This window comes from Sulfitobacter sediminilitoris, assembly GCF_010667575.1.
GTDB classification, from domain to species: Bacteria; Pseudomonadota; Alphaproteobacteria; order Rhodobacterales; family Rhodobacteraceae; genus Sulfitobacter; species Sulfitobacter sediminilitoris.
Window position 1 is genome coordinate 1 of the sequence record NZ_JAABNT010000034.1, and the last position, 18,903, is coordinate 18,903.

18 protein-coding genes are annotated in these 18,903 nt (G+C 55.9%); 6 read left to right on the forward strand and 12 right to left on the reverse strand.

Translation table 11 applies throughout. The features are described 5' to 3' along the window. From GV827_RS21995 to GV827_RS22030, 9 genes are all read right to left on the reverse strand, one after another. On the reverse strand, positions 1-3,601 hold a 3,601-nt coding region (locus GV827_RS21995), incomplete at its 3' end, for a S8 family serine peptidase (protein WP_164356261.1). 185 nt (positions 3,602-3,786) lie between these two features. Then, the gene (locus GV827_RS23465) at positions 3,787-3,990 is read right to left on the reverse strand and encodes a PIN domain-containing protein (protein WP_204326039.1); all 204 of its coding nucleotides are present in this window, start codon (positions 3,988-3,990) and stop codon (positions 3,787-3,789) included. 11 nt (positions 3,991-4,001) lie between these two features. Then, on the reverse strand, positions 4,002-4,211 hold the full coding sequence (gene vapB / locus GV827_RS22000) for a type II toxin-antitoxin system VapB family antitoxin (protein ID WP_328823200.1): 210 nt from the start codon (positions 4,209-4,211) through the stop codon (positions 4,002-4,004). A 232-nt stretch (positions 4,212-4,443) separates the two neighbouring features. Then, positions 4,444-4,743, reverse strand: a complete 300-nt coding sequence (locus GV827_RS22005) for a type II toxin-antitoxin system RelE/ParE family toxin (protein WP_164356264.1) — start codon at positions 4,741-4,743, stop codon at positions 4,444-4,446. After that, the gene (locus GV827_RS22010; RefSeq protein ID WP_164356267.1) at positions 4,731-5,009 is read right to left on the reverse strand and encodes a CopG family ribbon-helix-helix protein; all 279 of its coding nucleotides are present in this window, start codon (positions 5,007-5,009) and stop codon (positions 4,731-4,733) included. The genes GV827_RS22005 and GV827_RS22010 overlap by 13 nt, the downstream gene beginning before the upstream one ends. A gap of 274 nt (positions 5,010-5,283) precedes the next feature. Further along, positions 5,284-5,637, reverse strand: coding sequence for a MarR family EPS-associated transcriptional regulator (locus GV827_RS22015; RefSeq protein WP_204326040.1), 354 nt, complete (start codon positions 5,635-5,637; stop codon positions 5,284-5,286). Between the two features lie 667 nt (positions 5,638-6,304). Further along, a complete protein-coding gene (locus tag GV827_RS22020; RefSeq protein WP_164356269.1) occupies positions 6,305-6,919 on the reverse strand; it encodes a hypothetical protein in 615 nt (204 codons plus the stop codon). Between the two features lie 26 nt (positions 6,920-6,945). After that, the gene (locus GV827_RS22025) at positions 6,946-10,608 is read right to left on the reverse strand and encodes a hypothetical protein (RefSeq protein ID WP_164356271.1); all 3,663 of its coding nucleotides are present in this window, start codon (positions 10,606-10,608) and stop codon (positions 6,946-6,948) included. 361 nt (positions 10,609-10,969) lie between these two features. After that, entirely contained in the window at positions 10,970-12,085 is a 1,116-nt protein-coding gene (locus tag GV827_RS22030) for an MraY family glycosyltransferase (RefSeq protein WP_164356273.1), read from the reverse strand. 270 nt (positions 12,086-12,355) lie between these two features. Between GV827_RS22030 and GV827_RS22035 the strand changes: the two genes are divergently transcribed. The 3 genes from GV827_RS22035 (at position 12,356) to GV827_RS22045 (ending at position 14,108) form a co-directional block, all read left to right on the forward strand. Continuing rightward, the gene (locus GV827_RS22035) at positions 12,356-12,673 is read left to right on the forward strand and encodes a hypothetical protein (RefSeq protein WP_235930660.1); all 318 of its coding nucleotides are present in this window, start codon (positions 12,356-12,358) and stop codon (positions 12,671-12,673) included. 125 nt (positions 12,674-12,798) lie between these two features. Next, positions 12,799-13,350, forward strand: coding sequence for a hypothetical protein (locus GV827_RS22040; RefSeq protein WP_328823201.1), 552 nt, complete (start codon positions 12,799-12,801; stop codon positions 13,348-13,350). A 263-nt stretch (positions 13,351-13,613) separates the two neighbouring features. Continuing rightward, the gene (locus tag GV827_RS22045) at positions 13,614-14,108 is read left to right on the forward strand and encodes a hypothetical protein (RefSeq protein WP_164356278.1); all 495 of its coding nucleotides are present in this window, start codon (positions 13,614-13,616) and stop codon (positions 14,106-14,108) included. A 319-nt stretch (positions 14,109-14,427) separates the two neighbouring features. Here GV827_RS22045 and GV827_RS22050 read toward each other — a convergent pair whose 3' ends face one another. Together GV827_RS22050 and GV827_RS22055 are read right to left on the reverse strand one after the other, a co-directional pair. Beyond that, entirely contained in the window at positions 14,428-14,688 is a 261-nt protein-coding gene (locus tag GV827_RS22050) for a hypothetical protein (RefSeq protein ID WP_164356280.1), read from the reverse strand. A gap of 133 nt (positions 14,689-14,821) precedes the next feature. Continuing rightward, the gene (locus tag GV827_RS22055) at positions 14,822-15,157 is read right to left on the reverse strand and encodes a MarR family EPS-associated transcriptional regulator (protein WP_164356282.1); all 336 of its coding nucleotides are present in this window, start codon (positions 15,155-15,157) and stop codon (positions 14,822-14,824) included. A gap of 184 nt (positions 15,158-15,341) precedes the next feature. Between GV827_RS22055 and nusG the strand changes: the two genes are divergently transcribed. Continuing rightward, on the forward strand, positions 15,342-15,857 hold the full coding sequence (nusG, locus tag GV827_RS22060; RefSeq protein ID WP_164356284.1) for a transcription termination/antitermination protein NusG: 516 nt from the start codon (positions 15,342-15,344) through the stop codon (positions 15,855-15,857). A 229-nt stretch (positions 15,858-16,086) separates the two neighbouring features. Beyond that, complete coding sequence (locus GV827_RS22065; RefSeq protein ID WP_164356286.1) at positions 16,087-16,287, forward strand: helix-turn-helix transcriptional regulator; 201 nt, start codon at positions 16,087-16,089, stop codon at positions 16,285-16,287. Positions 16,288-16,466: 179 nt separating this feature from the next. Here the strand turns inward: GV827_RS22065 and GV827_RS22070 are convergent, their stop codons facing one another. Beyond that, positions 16,467-18,098, reverse strand: a complete 1,632-nt coding sequence (locus GV827_RS22070) for a recombinase family protein (protein ID WP_164356288.1) — start codon at positions 18,096-18,098, stop codon at positions 16,467-16,469. Between the two features lie 349 nt (positions 18,099-18,447). Here GV827_RS22070 and GV827_RS23920 point away from each other — a divergent pair, with 349 nt between their 5' ends. Next, the gene (locus tag GV827_RS23920) at positions 18,448-18,792 is read left to right on the forward strand and encodes a helix-turn-helix domain-containing protein (protein WP_164356290.1); all 345 of its coding nucleotides are present in this window, start codon (positions 18,448-18,450) and stop codon (positions 18,790-18,792) included. Positions 18,793-18,903: the final 111 nt, after the last annotated feature.

Below are 18,903 nucleotides of genomic sequence, written 5' to 3' on the forward strand. Positions count from 1 at the left end.
GTACAAGGTCTTCAGTCGTACCCGTAAACCCAGCCCGGATCAGCCCATCTGAATCACTTGTACCATTGAAGTTCCTCCCGTAACTCCCCGTCTCCAGAGCACCAAGAACAAGATCAAAATCAACGGCGGGAACCAAATCCCCGGCAACACTTAACGGGTCCATGTCAGAGTTCCACTCGACGGTGCCCAGAAGGCCGCCACCGTCGAGCCCGGTAAAGTCGACCAGCATCGTTGCATAGAGATCCCCGTCTGCCGGGCGCCCGTCCAGATTGACGATGTCGGAGTAGGTCACACCTACCGTTCCGGCCAGAGGTCCTTCCCCCGACACGAACTCAAATGGAAACCCATAGGAGGTGCCCGGCGTCGATGCTGCCAGCGGATCTTGAGTTTCATCTGCCGCTGTCGTGTCCCAGACAGAAGCGGACGGCTGCAGGTCGATTTCAAAGGAGGCGAGACGTTTGGTTGTCGTGAGCTGATGCGACTCGAAGCCGAATGACATATCGATCTCGGTGCCCGTCGCCCCGCCGAATGTGTAGGGGTCCAGAGCCTGCCATGTCAGCGTCTCAGACGTGCCATCGGTATATGTCGCGGTGACGATGGCGCCCGCCATGTCCACGCCACGAGAAATGGTCGTCCCCTCGCGCATCCCGTTGGGGCTGACATAGGACGTGCCATCGACACGCTGCACGTTAACAGAAAGATCGGGCTGCAGCGTAATCTCAACTGGCGCCGGACTCGCGTTGTTGGTCTCGTCGCTCTCCCCCGTTTCATCATTATCAACATCCGCAATAACGCCGATGTAGTATGTGCCTGCAGCAAGCTCTGGCAGCACCACCGACACAGACTCGGAATCCACCGCCCCTGCCAGGTTGCTGGCCGTCGAAACTTCCGTCCCCAGCAGCGTATCGCTTGATGTGATGATGTTATCCGTCGATAGATAGATGCCAGCGGTCGTGTCCACCGCTGCGGCATTGCCGGTATTGGTGATGTCATACGTAACCGTGATCGTGTCATTCACGGTTGGCGACGTATCTGACGCCGCCACATTACCCGCACTCAGATCAGGGTTTAGAAGCCCGTCAAAATCCGCCACCCCATCGAGGAAGGCAAAACTCTCAACAGTTGCATCGACAGTATCTGTCTCCCCGCCCGCCTGGACCAGAAGCGCGCCGCTGGTATTTAGCGAAAAGGCATAGGCCGACTGCGCCAGCGCAAAGCGCACCGTATCCGTGCCCTGCCCGCCGATATAGGTGTCACTGCCAAGGCCATCGATAAAGGTGTCGTCGCCGGTTTGCCCGTCGACGTCATCGTCGCCTTCGCCGCCGGTGATTTCATCATCGCCATCCCCGCCGAAGATCGTGTCGTTCCCAGAGCCGCCGAGAATGGTGTCATTTCCGGTGCGGCCGTTGTTGTAGGGGTCACTTGAGTCTCCGCCGTAGATCTCGTCGGCCCCACCTAGGCCCCATATCACCTCGTCAATCTGAATGCCGGTGAACACATCCGCGCCCTCGGTCCCCCGGAAAATCCCGTCCGTTGGCGGCGCAACATCGGCGACCATATCGGGGTAGGAGTCAAACCCAACAGCTTGAGTGTCGGTTATGCCAGTGGGCAGGTTGGTGTCCGGGTCCAGGCCAATGGCCTCCAACAAAGCGCCAATTGTGGCGTTTGAGTTGATGCCGTCGAGATCATAGTTGAAGGCCCTGTCATGCAAGTCCCACCCGTATTTCACAATGCGGGCCCAAGCTTCATCTGCGGTGAGAGCGCCAAGATCAAGCAAAGTGGAATTGCGCTCTTCTGGGGTCAAGTTGCCACGCGCATCAGAGGAGTCTTCGAGGGGCTCATTCACTTCTAAAATGAGATCGCCAAAATTGAAAATGTTCCCCTCAGGACCGCTCCGAGTATTCCACTCAACGCCGTAGGCGTCCCGGTAAACGAGATAAAGATGCACGGCCCCGAAGCCCCAGGGGACCGGCTTTGATTCAATATAGATCTGCGGCGCCCCTTGCGGCTCTGCCAGAACGCTCACACTCCCGTCTTCGACCATTGCGCCGACGTCTAGTCGGGCGCCTGTGACTGTGATGCCATCGAGAGAGGTCGTCGGGGCAGCGCGCGCGAGCAGCGTCTCCCGCAGCTGCGCGGGCGAGAGATCGGGGTATTCAGAGGAGAGCAAGGCAAGTGCACCCATGACATGAGGGGCCGCCATCGAGGTGCCGTCCAGATAGACGTAGGTGTATTCCCCGAAATAGTCATCGCCAGAGAAAACCGAGGCTATGCGTCCCCCCGGGGCGCCCAAATCGACGCTGGTGGCGCCGTAATTCGAGAAGGATGAGAGTGCGCCATCAGACTCGATCGAGGCCACGGAAATCACCGGGTCGTAAAGCTGCCCGTTGAAGACAGAGGTGATCTCGAAGTTGGCGGGATAGCTTCCGGCCGTATCGTTATTTTGCGTGTCGTTACCAGCAGCCGCGACAAAAAGATGCCCGAGGTTCCCAGCGGCTTGGATCGAAGTCTCAAGCGTCGTCAACGGCGTGGACCCGCCCCAGGAGTTATTGGTCCCAACAAAGTTGAGGCCCCCGTGCGCCTGACCCAGGCTGGCGTAATAGTTGAGCGCCATGACGGCGTCAGACGTGTTGCCGGTGCCGTTCGGTCCAATGAAGCGCAACGGCATCATTTGCACATCCCAGGTGACGCCAACGACACCCGCCCCATTGGCCGATGCACCTATCGTGCCCGCAACATGGGTGCCGTGATAGCTGTCAGACGGGTTTCGGTCAGGGAAGCGGGCCGGATCATCCCGATAGGCTTCAAACGGACGGTTGTCGTTGCCGTAGAAATCCCAGCCAAAGAGATCGTCGGTGTAGCCATTGCTGTCGTTGTCTACGCCGTTTGCCCAGCGACTGTCCCGCAAGATGTCATCGGCATCGATATAGCCGTTGCCATTGATGTCCGAGACCGTATTGACGTATGCGCCCGTCCCATCCGTCTGGTTGAGATCGCGGAAGGTGATGACCCCATCGCCATCGCCGTCGACAGCCAGACCCGTGGGGATTTCGTTCTGGTTGATCCAGATGTTGAGATAGAGATCGGGATGCAGCGGATCGATGCCAGAGTCGATCACCCCGACAACCGTATTCATATCCCCGACACGTCCATCCGCTGAGACCTGGGCGTTGGCCCAGGCCACATCCGCGCGGGACCCGAAAGTGTTGTCTGCGGCTCCTATGCCATCCCCTGCGGGACCGTACATGCCCCACATGATCCCGTCGGTGTAGAGCGTGTCGCTGCTCGCGAGCGACACCTGTACCTGACTGTCCAGTTCTGCCAGTTCGACATTGGGCCGCGCCTCCAGCATGCGCAACACGGCTGCTTCCGGAACCCTGTCGGGAAAAGACAGAACCAGCACCGCGCTGCCGTCCTCGGAAAGAATATCCGACGCGCGCAGGGCAAATTTCTCGAACCGTCCGTTGAACTGTTCGAGAACGGCCTCGGGGATGCCCGCCCGATCACCCGGCGCAAGTTTGACAAGTACCTGGTACCGCCCCGGGGCGTTACTTGGCCCCTGGTCAGGTTGGGGCAGCGTGCGGATAATATCCTGGGTCATGATCTGATTGGGCTCAACGCTAATGCTACGCGAGGACTAAAGGTTAAATCGAGCGAAAGTTAGCAGAGAAAAAGGCAACCACTCTCGATGGCGCCATATTTGACGCCGCACAGAGGGCCATTCGGCGCATTTCAATTCCGTAGCGAGCGCCTTCAACGGGGAGAAACTTGCCCATTTTCCCCTTTTTATAGAACTCCGCAAAACCCAGCGGAGCAAACCCCCGATAACGTAAGATTGCGGCGGACGGCTTGTGATTTGTGCGCACCGTAGAGACGCTCCATGGCAGTGACGCTTAATGCGCAGATTTCTCCGTCATGCACCTCAAACTGCTGACGAACCCCCTCAGGCTTGTTCTTGATGGTGTAGATCAGGATATTCGTATCTAACATGTAACGGAGCATCAGAGCACTGCGCGCTCTTGGTCAGCGGGCTGATCTCGCTCTGACATAAAGTCGTGACTGACGTCCTCACCATCAAACCACGCAGCCCAGCCTATCTCGGAGGGCGTGATGATCCAACTGCGGCCGCGGCGCTGGATATCCACACTCGTGACGCCGTCGGGCAGGCGCACCGATTTAGGGAAGCGGACGGCTTGCGTCTTGTTTGTCATGAATACCGAACCGCGTTCCATATCAAACCTCTCGATTCCGATCGAAGATGTACATTCACGAAGTATACACCACCACTGTCGTCAACCTACGCACGCCGGCGGAGTGCTGCTCGCCACCGCCGACGCCGGGCATTGGCGCGCTCGGAGCCAAAGTCCTAAGACGGTGAACAATCACTTCTTTATTTAGGTGCCGCGACCTTGTGCTACACAGCAGAACGCGTCAAAAATTTGCTTAGGACGCCTGATACTCAACTTCTTTCTGGTGGCGCACTGCAACGACCAAAGCTGAGTCCTGTTGCAAGCGGTAGAGCGCGACATAACCGCTGGCGCCAAAGCTAATCGGCCATTCCCGAAACTCTGGGTCCATGTCATCCACGGGGCGGCCGACATCTGGATGATCCGCAACGATCTGCATCCCGTCACGGATCGCGCTTGCCGCACGTCTGGCTGCATCAGGGTTCTTTTCAGAAAGAAAACGATAGAGGCGCTGAACATCTGCCAGCGCTTCAGGCGACCAGATTAGTTGTGGCACTCTGGCGGCTCTCGATCGTCACCGGCAGCAAGTTTGGCAAGCCAAGCATCGGCCTCGGCATGGGTCACGTGCAGACCCGTCTCCTGATAGTTGTCCCAGGCACGGAGACCATCACGACGGAAGGCTTCGCGCTTTTCCTCGCGCTCGACATATTGGGCAATTGCCTCTCGCATCACCCAATGCGGAGACCTGTCCCGCGCCTCTGCAAGTGCTTTCACACGTTTGTGGACGTCTGTGTCCAGTTTGACCGCAACAGGGGTTGGCATCGTTTTTCCTCCGCAAGTATAACAAAGTAATACCTACGATAATTAAGTAATGCCAGAGCTTTTCTGGGCGGATGATCCAAGAGGGAGTGGACCAGTGCTTGTTTCTGATCATGCCAACGGCCAGAATGCGCTGCTCGTCTGTGGCTCTTGCAGGGACCTCGATAAGGTAAGGATTATCCCAAAGGCTCTGTGCCCCACCCCCCGATAACGTAAACTCCAAAGAGAGACACCCCGACGCGCAGAGCCCTGTCACGCAGGCCTTCCAGCCGAGACCTCACGCCCGGCCCTCGCGCTCTCGCTGGGCGGCCAGCTCGACATCGAGGCTCTCGATTTCCGCCTTCAGCGCCTCATATTCCGCCAGCTTGCGCTTCAAAAACCCCGCCATCAGCCGCGCCTTGGCCTCGATCCCACGAGGCGTCAGGATATAGGCATAGCGCAGCTTGTTGTCCGAGGCGCGGAAGTTCTTGATCTTGACCTCACCCTTTTCGATGAGCGCCTTCAGCACATAGTTCACGGCCCCGAGACTGACGCCAAGCGCGTCGGAGATCTCGCGCTGAGAGGTCTCAGGGTGATGTTCAAGAAGCCGCAGCACCCGAAACTGAACGTCCCTGTCGATCGTCCTGGTCAAGCGAGCCGATCCACGGCTACCGCACCGGAGGTCGCGGCGGCGGTCCGGCACAAAACGCGTTCCTGAGACACTGCGTTCATGAATGAACTGCTATCATGCAAGCGAAACGGGCCACAACCCGTAATGGTGGAAGAGTGTCGTTTGACGTGAGGTTTCCTGAGATCAGCCCGAAGAGTACGCACAGAACAACGCGACTGGGACGGTTTGCCGGGTCAAACGGTGCCCCAAGGGTGCGGCCCCCCAACCAAAACCGCGAAAAATCATGTGTCCCGAGGCTCTCAAAACGGGGAACGTGATCTTTTTATGCAGCGTTCCAAAGCGTCCAAGACGAGAGCATGCCAGCTTCTCCCCGCCTACTCCTTGTCGGGAGGCGATGACGTCCCTTGTGGGCCACCCTGCCCCGCTTGCCGGTCCCTATTCTCAAACGTTGGCCTTGAGCTGTGTGCTCCACCGAGGCTCTCGTCAGCTTGACGGGAGCGCCTGGGCGAAGATCATTGCAGGAGTGGAGCGCAGTGGGGATGCAGCGCGGAGACGACACTGGTCGAAAAGACTTGGCCAGAACGCCTTCTGGCCAAATAAGTCCTTGAACTCCACACTTCGTCACAGCAGACTGAAACGATACCAGGACTGCGGTCAAGAAAGAACGAAATGCGAACTCTGTCGCCTTCTATTGGGACTCGGGTTCGTCATCCTCACCGACGTCATCGATCTCCAGCGGTTCTTCCGCGAGTTCCAGCCCCCCATAATCATCCGAAGGGACCAGCGGCTCATTAGAGCCAACAAAGAGCGGGTTAGGCGCTAGCGGGGCAGGTTCTGCGGCGGGCAGTGGGGTCACCGGGACTGCGCTATAAATGACGTCTCCGCCTGGGTTCGCTGTGTCAAACTCGATCCGATAGGGTAAGCCCAAATAATTGTCTTCCGCAAAATATGTGAGAACTCCGCCACTTAGAGCTGGTGCTTTGATGTCGTCGAAGTCAGGAATGCCGTGGTCCCGAAGTCGAAGAACACCTTCCTGCCAAGCCGCATTTGGATCTTCTTTCTCAAGCTTCGCTCTGTATCTCGCCTCGTATGACGCAGTATCGTCAATAACCCGATAATCAGTCCCGTGTTCTATGTGATTAACGGCCTGTGCCAGAGTAATCGCCGCCTCGGGGTGCAGCAGTCCGGGTGCAATTGAGATCAGTTGCCTCAGGCTATTGATTTGCTCCGAGCCTTCGACAAATACAACACTTTCTGTAGCTTCGCTAATACCCAAAACAAGATCTGGAATATCATCCGCCATTTTCAAATCCTTTCTTTGCCGCAGCCCTAGTCAATCATTGCCCATTCGTGATCTACCCAGTCCCTTCCGGCCTTCTGCAATTTTCCTGGCGGAATGGTCTTGGTCCACAACAATGGTTTTCCTGTCGCTGGATCTGGGGCGATAACAAAATAGGTGTGATCAGCACCACTTCCCCAATTGGAGTCGGCAATCATGAACTCCGGGGGCGCACAAAACTCGACAAGGTGCGACGCTAGTCTGTTGGAACTCTTGTCGTTTTTCTCTTCTGCAAGCTCTGTTTTCTTCTTGTCCAGATCGTCGTCAGAAACCGGATCTGACTGCTTGGCCTTCCATTCATCAGCCTCTTTCTCAGCACGTTTGTCGTTGGCCGGACCCAGTGCCGCACGTACGGCTTTATCAAGCTCAGCAGGGGTCATTCCGCCGGTCGGCTTCTGGGCGTTGAAACCCGCGACCAACAACCTTTTGATGTCTTCGTCTGTTTCCTTGTCGATCTGTGGCTGTATCAAGTCGGTGAACATTTTCACCACTCTCTCTTCAGAAATCTTGGTGTCACGAATTTTTTCACCTGGTTCAATCATATGGTCCTGAATATTCTGCTCCCGCTCTTCCGGTGTGTCACCCTTCAGCTCATCTAGTGAACTGTTGTTCGGCAAGGCATTGAAACCGTGTTGTCCGACGGTTCTGATCGTTATCATCTGAGCTGCTTTCCCGGACATGCCGCCCAACAGTCCCATCAGAACCTCTTTGGTTCGATCCCCCTCGTCGGGCGGAGGCTTGCCCGCCTCGGCTGTCATTTGTTGCTGCATCAGGGTGGCCCCATGGAGGGTCTGGGTCGCTTCACCAGTCTGCCCCCCACCCGCGAGGGACCAGGGCAAATAGGCATCTTTCTCGTCGTTTCCAAATACCTTCGTAACCGCGTCAATGAAGGCATCGGACTTAACGTGGTCTTTGATCGCCTCAGCTTCGGCATCGTCTTTGTCGATTCCCAGCGAAGCCAGTGCGATTTCCGTCATCGCATCGATGAATTCCTGCTTTGTCTTGATCTGCTTTTCCGGGCTGATCCGGACAAGAATGTAGTGACCGAACTTTGAACGGCCATCCGCGGACGTCTTGAATTCGTCCAAGGGATCGTAGACGAAAGTGAACGCCGCCGCAGCGTCTGCTTTAAGCTTGGCAAGCCGCACTGTTGCCGCGGCATTTTCCTCGGCGATTTTTTCTGCTTGCTGGTCCTCAGGCAGCTTTGCGATTTCTTCAAGATTTTTGGACTTTATTGCCGCACCAAGGGTGTCGATCCCGGCATTATTAGCAGATTCAACCACCCGCTTGTTATTGCTGTTCGCGCGCTGAGCTGTAGACGTCGCCAGAGAATACTCAAAGCTTCGCATGATCGGGTCGTCGCCCGGTTGTGTATTGGTAACGGCCTGGACTTCAGGTCCGAACGGCGGCTTGAATTTTCCTGTACCAGCGATCTGCGCGTAAAAGGACATCGCTGCGAGCGGGTCCGTTTCGCGAAGGCGGCGACTAGGAGCGGTGGCGAAACAGGAGCCAACGGGACCTTGATCAATTGACTTGAGCATTGTCGCCATAACTGCATCCTGGACATCGTTCTTGCCAACGTCATCAGTTTTACCTTTGCCCGTTGCGCGACGCACGATGCTTTTCGACGCGTCGTTGTCAGGCTCTTCGGCGCCCTGCAGGATTCTGTTCGCTTCCGTTGCATTTTCGGGTTTCTTCAGGAACTCAATCGTCTCCAACATATTCGACGTCAGCGCGGGTCGCGCATTCCGGAGCACTGTTGGATTGAAGAGCGCATCACCAATCGCGTTGTTGGCAGCGGCTGTTTCCAATGCCAGGTTGCCGTTCTCATCCAGCAATGCCTTGCCCACAGCCATCGTCCTGTGCTGCTCGAGCTCGCCGAATGTCTTTGACGAGCCCTCGCCCGTCGGATCGTTTATGAATTGCCGACCACTGGTAATGTAACCGTCAAGCCGCTCAAAATACTCGGGGCCCACATTGCCCCCCATTTTCAATAGTTTATTGGCGTAGTCGGCCGATGCGGCTGGGCTCGACTTTTTCCCATTTGCTGCGAATCCCCCCTCCTTGAGATCGATCATCTTTCCAAGATTTTTGGCCACGTCCTCAGGGAATTGGCCATCTCGGACGGAGTCGAAGGCCGTTGTTGTCAAATCAGGATCTCGCGACGCCCCTTTGACAAGCTCAAGCGCCGCACTCTGCGACAATTTTCTGTTCGAGTCCGGGGCCAACGCCCCCGTGACCATCTCCGTCTCGAGAAGCTTCTTACCCTTGGCAGCTTTCTCGTATTCAACTGCCTTTCTATGTGCGGCTTCGGCTTCGGCCAATGCCTTCAGAGCGGCCTTTACTGCCTTGTTCCTGCGCCCGCCTTTTTTCATCGCATTGGCGTCTTTTAGCGCTTTCTTCGCGTCCTTTACCGTCGCATTCGCTGTCGCAACATCGGTCGCTGCTTTTTCCAAAACTTCCGGCGTGATTTCGAGATCACTGCCGAGCGTTTCGTCAAATGCCTCTATTGCTGCATTGGCGGCGAGCGCTGCTTCAGGATAAGCGGAAGCCATCTTGATGAGATCGCCTTTGTCCTTCAGGAATTCTTTAACGTCATCGATTCCTTCGGAAATTGCCGTCTCGATACGGCCTAATATGCTGGTGAAAACCGAAGGTTCGTCTTCCTCGGCTTGCTCAGTTTCCTTGGGCTTGCCTACGATCGCTTCTTTGATGCGGCTAAAGATGCCTTCATCTTCATCGGTTTGCGGGGCCCCGTCGGACGGAGCGTTCGCCGTCAGCTTATCGAACTCCTTCGAGACGAAGTCTTTGGCAAGCGCCAAGACAGACGCTGCCTTCTTCATGTCTTCGCCATCGACAAGCGACTCAAACATCTTTTCGAGTTTAGCCGACTTGTCGGCGACACCCTTTTCGGCCTTGTCCTTTAACTCTGACAACTGATGGGCAAATGAGGCGTACTCGCGCTTGAGACTTTCGCGCAATTCATCAACATTCGGCACAGACGCAGTCATGGCGTCCACTGCCTTTTCCACTTTTTCCAGTAATCCCGCCGCCTTTTCGTAGCCCCCACCACTGATTTCTTTACCAATGCTCTTTAGCGCGTTTGCCAATTTGTCGGCACCGGCCTGCTTCTTTGCGATGAGGTCTTTTACCTGCGGGACCAAAGTAGCCATTCTCTCAGCGAGTTCGGATTTCAGCGGATCCTCAGCGGCCGGGGCGGCACTAGAAGGTTCAGGCGATTGAACCTCGGGGGTTTCGCCGTCACCGGAGACACCAGTATCTTGAACGTCTTCTTCTTCGTCGCCGTCTTCTTCGAGCACCCCGCCATCGGCGTCCTTCACGATGATTTTTGCGGGCAGACCAGCGTTCTTGAAAGCTTTTTTCGCTTTCTTGACAAACCCCGGTAGCATCTTGCCTTCAAGCGTAAAGATGAAATCCTTACCTTCGACTGTCATCAGACCAAAGGTGAATAGGGGTGTCCCACCCTCGGTCTTGACCTCCTTCCCGATCTTCTCAGGAGCACGGGTCTTGTGGGCGATAAAGAAGCAGTCGTCCGGTTTCTTGCCAAAACAAATCCCGAAAGGCAGTTCCCGGTTCTTGGCAATCGTAATGAAGCCCTTGAGTTCTTTTGTAGCCGACTTATCCAGTTTCATAGTGGCGACCTCAGAAAATGAAGTATTTCAAATCGCCAACAGGGTCGCACGCGTTTGCGATTCCAACAAGAGTTTTGCCCGTACCATATGGTACATTCCAGTATGTCAGCCCCCTGCCCCTTGCTTGATTCAACTGATCATTGCTGACTTCACGCGGTAATTCACAGGGTTAACCTGAGCGCCGATGCGGGAGCATCGGACACAGGCTGAAGGTACCGCACCGGCGCTCGCGTCAGTGAGGCCGTCAAAAGAGCTGCACGGAAGGGTGCGTTCATGAGTGAACGCCTATCAGATCATCTTCACAGGCAGAAGCCGAAACGACGAAGATTGCCAAGATTTGCTCTGTCAGACGATCATGCGCCTACTCTTTCAGCTTGCCGCTTATTCTCGTAAGGCCGGGCAAGATCCGAAAGGCCGCGATATACGACCCGAAGAACAGTCCAAAGAAGACAACGACGGCCCCAAAGGCCAGCCTATTTTGATCCCAGAGCAAAACCCCGACCAGCGGCGGCGCGATGACAAAGGGCGCCAGCAAGACTGTGCTGAGAGGGTTTGCAAAGCGACGACGACGACGGCCAAGAATGTAGATTTCGAGGGCCCGCATAACCAACTGGTGCACATGCAGACGGTCCGGCACCATGGACCCTTGCACGCGCCGTCTGCGCCGGACCATTGCGAGCAAGGTGTCCGCGATAGGCCAGAACACTGTCAGAAAAATGGCCCAAGGGGAGGCATCTGGCGCATTCAGCAAAATTGAAATGCCGAACCAACTGAGCACGAACCCTATCGTGTAAGCCCCCGCATCCCCGAGAAAAACCAAACCGAACGGGAAATTGAGAAGAAAAAATCCAAAAATGCCAGCGGCCAGCATCAGGGCCAGAGACACCATGTGCGGGTAGGCCGCTTGATGGGCAATCGCAGCAAAAGCAAGTGCCGCGACTAAGGAGGTGCCCGAGGCCAATCCATTGACGCCGTCGATCAAATTAAATCCATTTGCCACACCTGCTGTGATCAGGAGCGTCACAGGCACTCCGATGAACCACAGACCCATGCGACTGTCGATGCCCGGAATGCCAAGGCGCGGCAGCCAGACGCCGAGGAGCCAAATGACCAAAAGGCTTGCAATCACGCAGGCCAGGAGACGCTTCCAAGGTGAGATGTGAATGCCAAGATCCTCAAGAAGGCCCACGCAAAACAGGAACGAAGTCGCCAAAATAAAGTCACGGTAGGGCTGGGAGAGTTCAGTAGGCGCAAAGACGCCGCTCAAAGCGAACGCCGAGAAGATGGCGATCCCACCGATGCGCGGCGTTGGCGCATCGTGCATCGCCTGAACCGCTGTGAGGTCCTGTGGTCGACCGGTAAGCAGGGATGTGCGTTTTGCGAGTACGATAAACAGGATGCACAGCACGAAAGATAAGCTCGTAAGCCACAGAAGCTCTGATTGCAGATCAACGAGTGTTTGGAGTGTTACTTTCATCGATGATCTTCCCTCAGCGGATCATCAGATACACTGCAGGCCCCTGACCCTTACCTTGAGCGTTTGCGACATCGCCGGACGCACGATGAAACGCATTCGAAAAATGGCAACCACCAAAAGCCGCCAAATCGTAAACTATTTCAACCGCGAGTTCGTTAAAATTCTCATTTTGAGAGCTAACAGCATATAAATTAATGTCAACATGGGGACCTCCTCTTGCTCAAGAGGGGGTTTCTTGCTGTATGGGGTGGAACGAAGGGTCCAATCAGTATGTCAAAGAAAAACACAAACGCTCTGTCGGTGCTCTACGAGCTGCGCAGAATGATGCGCAAGATGGAGCAGGATGTGGGGCTAGGGGAGCTCTCAAACGCCGAACTCGACGTGCTGCTGGCTGCCCATGCTGTAACAAAGGGACTGGGAGAGGCCATCACCTCTGAGCAAATCCGGCGCCATGACTTGGCGTCAGATATTGCACCAGCCACGTACCACCGCGCCTTGCGGTCCCTTCTTGCACGGGGCCTGATTGACAAGGCTAACGGCTACAAGACGAGCCGGTACGTGGTACCTGGCGATTTACCCACAACGTAAAAAAGAATGTCGGACATTTCTCTTGCCCTTTCGGATTGCTCTGTAAAACTGAAGCACTCGACAGTGCGTTGTCTCAACGACTGTAGAGCCGCCGAATCGACAAGCGGAACATGACATTGAACTTCGTGATCATCGTCCTTGCCTATGTTCTCTGTCATGGTCTGACCGATCTGATCATCGCCCCAATACAACGCATTTTTCTCCCAGAAACGACGATCTTCGCTGCCCTCATTTATCTGCCGCATGGCGTTCGGGTCTTGGCAACATGGGCGTATGGGTGGAAAGCCGTCCCGCCCCTTCTCGCAGGCACCTTGCTTTCGGTTGGGCTGTTCAGTTCCGACCAAGAAGTGTCCTTCCTCTCGCCTCAGCTGCTGGAAGGCGTTTTTTTGGGTTCTGTGTCTGCTTTGCTCGCCTTTGAGTGTGCGCGCCTCGCTGGCCATAATCTGTACGCAGGTCAGGGACGTAAACTGTCCTGGCGCGGCATGATCGTTGTCGGCGCTTTGTCTTCGGTCATCAACTCCATTGGGCAAACCTTCATTTACGCGGGGCTCATCGGACTGGAGGACCTCGGCGAAGTTTTGATCGTGTATGCTATTGGGGACCTTTTTGGCGTCATCCTCGGCATGGTTGCCCTGATGTTTGTGTTTCGCTGGGTTCGATTGTTCTCATCGACGTAGGACTGACCCCCAAGAGCCAGCCAACGGTCAGGGCCTTTACACTGGCGACGATTTCCGCCTCCAAAGCCCGGATGTCTCAGACTGTCGCGTGTCACACCCGAGAACGTATGCTCTCAAGCAAGAAATGCTCATGTTGGTTTGAGTCGGTTTATCTCAGACAGATTTCGGCGGATGCCTTGTTTCGTTTGAAAACGTTGATAGCGTATCTGCGATTGACTTTGGACCGGGAAGGTGGGTCCCTCGACGTTTTGAAAGGATATTCATTGAAGCTACCATACAGATTTGGGGCCTTAATCCTGGGAATCGCGCTGTCGAGCCCTGCTTTGGCCCAAGAATTGGAGCACTGGGGCTCTTCAGACTACTGGGATGTGATGATTGACCCCTCCTTGGGAGACGGTTGCCTTATCCAGTCTGAATTCACCGACGGCTCTGTGGTTCGTATCGGCTTTGATCCCTCTGATGGTGGCGGCTACGTTACTGTGTTCAATATGGCATGGGGCGACATAGAGCAGGATGAGTGGTATTCGGTCCTTTTCGATCTCGATGGTGAGGAGTACGAAGCAGAGGCCCAGGGCATGTACCTAGAGGGCGTGCCCGGAGCTGATATACCATTCGATAATCCGGACTTCCTATTTGATATCGCAAAAAAATACACGATGACCCTCTACAATGAACAAGGTGAGGTGATGTCGATAGACCTCACTGGAAGTTATGCCGCGCTGGAAGCAGCAATTGAGTGCCAAGAAGACGTGGGCTGATGCTTGAAAACCTTGATTTATTTTGAGGCCTCGAACGTTGGTCTGGGGTGTTACCCGTGAACCACTATGCCCTTCCAGGTATGAGGACGTAGACACCGCTCGCGGAGTAGCGGAGTTTCTCTGCTGTCTCTGGCATCTTTCAGAACCGTTGTTGATGCTCTCTACAAATTAAATTCGCACTTTCCGCGTGACCTGCCCCCCGAAATCTCCCGCGTTCTGATGTAGAGTTTGCTCAACCTTTTGAAGGAGCAAACGAATGCGAAAGGGCCAAGCGGCCGTTGAGCTTGGGCCTGTTTATAGATCCTGAACTTCTAGAGGATCAGTGCACCCGCGGCGGCGCATCACGGACCTCAAGCGCCTCCGCCTCCGCTTCGTCGAAGGCTTCATGGACAATGTTTAGGACTTCCGTCTCCGCGACTCCGCTGCGCACCAGGCCAACAACAAACTCAAGGATCAAACGGTCGCTGAGGCAGTCTATGCATATCCCCTTTTCCTGGGCCCGCGCTGCCAGTCCCAAGAGCTCCTGTTCCACGAAATCCTCAAACGAGGCATCTCCCCAATGATGTCCGTCATCCTGCATACGCTCGCCCCCCAGATCGCGTTGGCGTCTCTCCACCTCAGTCGATACGGTATCGACCGTTCGGACGAGACAAGCCTATCAACAGAGCGCAGCTCTGTCCAAATGCCCGATAACGCATACTCTCAAGCCCGCCCTACCCGCTCTGCTCCCGGCCCGCCTCGGCCTCAATCGCTTGGGTCTCTGCTTTCAACGTCTCGTGCTCCGCCAGCTTGCGCTTGAGAAATGCCCCTGTCAGCTGGGGTTTCTCTGAGATGCCTTTTGGGGTCAAAACATAGGCGTACCGCATCTTGTTCTCAGCGCCGCGAACATTTCCAATTTGCACCTGCCCCTTCTCACCGAGCGCGAGAAGGCAAAAATTCACAGCCCCCGGACTCACACCCAATTCGCTGGCGAGCTGTCTTTGCGACAGATCCGGACTTTGTTCCAATAGGCGCAGCACCCGAAAGCGGCCCTCTTCAGCGACAGACATCGGCATGTCCCACAGAGCACCCGCACTGGAGGTCACTACAGACGTCCAGCTCAATGTGCAGTCATGATGACCTGCGTTCACTCTTGAACGCATATCAGGTATAACTTGTACTAAAAGGCACGAACTCCTACCTCGACGGGAAGCCCCTTAAATCCAAGCCCAGCTCAAAAAAGGACGTGATCACATGAAGGACCCAAGCGCACGCTCCTGGTTTGTCGTTCAGCTGCGCCCGCAAGGTCTGAGCCGCGCACAAGCACACCTGCACAGACAAGGGTTTGAAACTTTCGCCCCATACCTCACCACAACGGTCCGTCGCAGTGGGGTTCAGCGAGAGATGCGCAAACCGCTGTTTCCGGGATACCTTTTTGTCAGCTTTGACGTCGCCTCTGCCGGCTGGACTGCGATTAACGCCACGCGCGGCGTTGCCCGACTGATCCTCAATGACCCGCGCTCTCCCAAACCACTCCCACACCCGCTGATGGCAGGCCTTATGGCGCGATGCGACCCGACCGGGCTATTGCGTCCGCCAACAGACCTCGCGGTAGGTGACAAAATACGCGTCGTCGCGGGGCCATTCGCCGACGTGGTGACCCAAATTGACTCGGTACCCGAGCACGAACGGGTTGGTATTTTAATTGATCTAATGGGCCGTAAAGTGCGCACGTCACTTCCCAGAACACAAATCGAGAAACTCTCATAGTGGCATGCGATGCTGAGGTATCAATTCTTGTTGCTGTGACGCATGCGGCTCGTTTCACTCGAACTTTCCTATTTGGACGCGGCCGAAGGCAAGGAGCCAGGACAGGAAAAACCTCGCGATCATTCCGAACCCGACTCGCCGCAAATGCAAACATCGGATAATCTCAGGCTGCCTAGGTATTGTCGTAACCTGGGGCATCGCGATGCTCTTCAATGATGGAGAGATCGTGATGAGGATACTGTCGAAACGTCAGCTAAAGGAGCTGGTTTTGTACTCGCCGCAACACGTCGCACGCCTGGAGAAGGCCGGCCTATTCCCAAAACGGGTACAGCTGGGCCCAAACAGAGTGGGATGGGTCGAAGCCGAAGTGCTGGAATGGCTCGATGAGCGGCTGGCGAAACGGGACACCCCACCCGACACTCCTGAGTAAGGAGCAGGGTGGCCGGGGGTGCACACCTCGGTCACCCTATAGAATCTGTCCGAGAAAAGGCTGCGCCAAAGCACCATCTGAAGCGATTTGGACTGTCGAGACAGCGTTGATTTGGGTTCCTCACTCGCAGCCAATCGAGTAGTTCCCGCCTCGTCCTATCAACATGAACCTAGGTGCGTTTACTCTCCAGACGCCTTGCAGGACAGCTTCCTTGCTCGCGTCTTGCGAGACAATTCCAATATTGGCCCAAAAGTTCGGCCATGGCCCCGGACAGGGTCACCAAAGGAGATGAGGTTGCCGGAGACGGCCTCCTGCAACCAGCCAGACGGCTCTACAACAACATTTTTTCCAAACACTTTCCGGTTCGGCCAGACGTTCTGAATGAATTCCCGTTTTTCGTCGGACGTTGCCATTTCGTACGTCACAACAAGGCTTTTTTGTAGTTCGGCCAGATCCCGGTGCACCTGTTGAATTTGTGTGGCGCTCGGGAGCCTGGCGAGCTGTTGTTTGAGATCAAGCAAGCGTTGATCGCTCTTTGCTTTGCGGTCGGCATAAGTGGCACGTTCCAGCGTACCATCGATGAGAAGGTCAGTGAGGCGCTCCTGACGTGCCTCTTCGTCATTAATCTGGAGTTCAATTGCGGATCTCGCTTCCGACAGCTTGCCGTCCGTTGAAACTGTTTCACAGTCTGCATGGACTTTAGCGCTGGCCCGAGCTGTGAGCTCGAGACGTTGAAGCTCTTTCCGCAAAGCGGCTTGGATCATGTCCTCTCGAATGGTTTTGGTAGGGCAGAAATTACGTTTGCATCGGTAATAAACGCGCCCTTTCTGCAATTCTGGGATCATGCAGCCGTCACAATGCCCGCAAATAAAGAGGCGACGGAAGAGGTGCTGATGGCGCGTTTTGATCTGGCCGCGTCTTCCGGTTCGAACCGCTTCGACATCTTCGTAGAGTGAGACCGAAATGATGGGCTCGTGGATCCCGGGAAACGTCTGTCCTGTCCGCTTGATGCGGATCAGCCCCGCGTAGAACGGGTTGCCCAGAATTGTCTCAACCCCATGCAGCGATAATGGCCCACCTTTTTGATTGCGCAGGCCTTTGCCGCCCGTCCAATCAATGAGGGACATGTAGGTCTCCTGACCCGCAGCATAGCGTTCGAACATCTCGCGGATGATTGGAGCTATTCTCGGGTCTGGGATCTTTGGCTTCCCGCGTCCCTGATCCAGATACCCGACCGGCGCTCTAAAGGGATACAGCCCTTGCTTGAGCCGCCCTTGGATCCCCTTGATCGTTTCTTCGCGCAGATTGCGGATGTAGTCGGCGGCAATGACGGCCTGGATATCGGCCGTGAGACGTCCACCGCGGGAGGTAAAGTCGAGGCTCTCCGTGGCGACATAGACGTTCACGCCTGCATCAGGCAGCTCACTGAACATGGCCCAGTCTCGCAGGTTGCGTGCGGAGCGGTCGATTTTGTGGATGATGACGCCAGAGGCGCCACCGCGTCTGAGTTGCCTGAGCATTTGGTTGAAGATGGGTCGGCCCCCTTTGGCAGCCGTCTGCTTTTCTTCGAACCACTTGGTGATCGTCAGATCCTTCTGACGCGCAAAAGCCTGGATGGCGTCTTTTTGTGCCTCGAGTGAGACCCCTTCTCCTTGCTTCTGGGTCGACACCCGGATGTATCCAAAACAGGAGTTCATACATTGGTATTGGGGTTCTTTGACTCTACCATATCGTCGGATTTTGGCGACTCCGGTGCGTCTGGCATTGGCCAGGTGCCATCCGCCAGCATGCGCAAATAGATGCGGCGGCAAAGGTCGAGGTGGCGTTGCAAGTGTTTATCGTGATCCATGCCCCAAGAGTACCGGACCCATCTGCGCCGCCAAGACGCGCGCGCATGCAGGAGAAGCATAGCGGGTGAGTCTTGCAGAGTGATGCGCCTGGCGTAAGCTGTTCTTTAGACACTCCCGAGCAACGGACACAGACCTCACCACCGGGCTGGTCTCGCGGGGCACGGAGGGGTTTTACCCCTCCGACCTTGACCACACACGCGAGACCACCCCGGTGGAGGACGAGGCATGTATGGTGATCCGTGTCGGGTCGTAGAGCGCGGCTGGCGGCATTGGACGTCGTTGGCGGATTACCAGCTTAGTATACGTTTTTATGCAAGACTTCTCACAATGCCTGGTCGACTCCCGCCGCAAGGCCGGGCTCAACCAGGAAGACTGCGCACACCTGCTCGGTGTGTCGCAAAGCCATATCTCTCGCCTGGAGCTTGGACGGGCCGTCCCGAGCGTGTCCGATCTTTGTGGCATCGGTGTTCTCTTTGGGCGCACCATGGAGGGGATGGTTGAGCCCCTGTTCAGGGACCGGGCTGCCACCATCCGGGAACGGCTGTTTGACCTGCCAGAGCCGCGCCTGAAGTGGTTGACGCGCTTTGCTCGGCACAATGCCCTGCGCACTCTGGAAGCGCGGGTTGAGCGCATAGCCAGGTACTATGACCGCTAGGCGCAGTGTGCTGGCCTTTGCCGCCGCCAGCGGACGGGTGGCCCATGTCCTTGTGGTTCAGGGCACCGTCAAGAGTGTGGGCATGTCCCGGAAAGCGAGCGTTGGACCCAA